We start from the raw sequence: 789 nt of genomic DNA, 5'->3' as shown, positions 1-789 counted from the left end.
GTCAGGAGCGGTGCCTGTAAATTTCCGTAGACGGCGGCCGTGGAGGAGAACACGAAGTTCTTCACGCCGGTCTTTACCGCCGTCTCGATGAGCGCGCGGGTTTTGACCGTGTTGTTGAAATAATAGCCGAGCGGATCGGTGACCGATTCCGGCACCACGATGCGCGCCGCGAAATGCAGGATGCTGTCGACGCCGTGCTCCTCTATGACCTGCGTCACGAGCGCTTGGTCGCCCACATCGCCAACGACGAGAGTGACCTCCGGCGGCACGGCCCATTGGAAGCCGGTGGACAGGTTGTCGAGCACCACGACCTTCTCGCCCGCATCAAGCAGTTCGAGGACCATGTGACTGCCGATATAGCCCGCGCCGCCCGTCACCAGCACTGTCATCTAAATCTCCTCAAAACCGCCTATGTTGGTGGCTTAACCAAAACGCTTCAGCTCCAATTCAGGTCCGGAGCGTCAGGGATGAAGTAACACTGATGCAACCGAAGGCAACATCAGGCGTTATGGGAGGCCGAAGCTTGACAGTGATCGGTTTCCTTTTCCTTGTTTTGCCTTAGACTCCCGCCGTTCCCTCCCCCTGCCCAAACATGGCTTACTCAATGAAGCGCATTCGCAAAGCAGTCCTCCCCGTTGCCGGTCTCGGCACCCGTTTTCTTCCGGCCACCAAGGCCGTTCCGAAGGAGATGATGTGCGTCGTGGACCGCCCCGTGGTTCAGCACGTGGTGGACGAGGCGCGCGCCGCCGGAATCGAGCAGTTCATCTTCGTCACCGGCCGCAACAAGGC

General features: G+C 59.6%; 2 protein-coding genes. One reads left to right on the top strand and one right to left on the bottom strand.

The genetic code is table 11. The annotated features are described in order from the left end of the window. Positions 1-389: NAD-dependent epimerase/dehydratase family protein (locus ACXJKO_RS31900; RefSeq protein ID WP_457094997.1), on the bottom strand; the 389-nt coding region annotated here is incomplete at its 3' end. Positions 390-604: 215 nt separating this feature from the next. Between ACXJKO_RS31900 and ACXJKO_RS31895 the strand changes: the two genes are divergently transcribed. After that, on the top strand, positions 605-789 hold a 185-nt coding region (locus ACXJKO_RS31895), incomplete at its 3' end, for a sugar phosphate nucleotidyltransferase (RefSeq protein WP_457094996.1).

The organism is Microvirga sp. P5_D2, from assembly GCF_054049475.1.
This window is presented reverse-complemented; position numbering and strand designations above follow the sequence as displayed.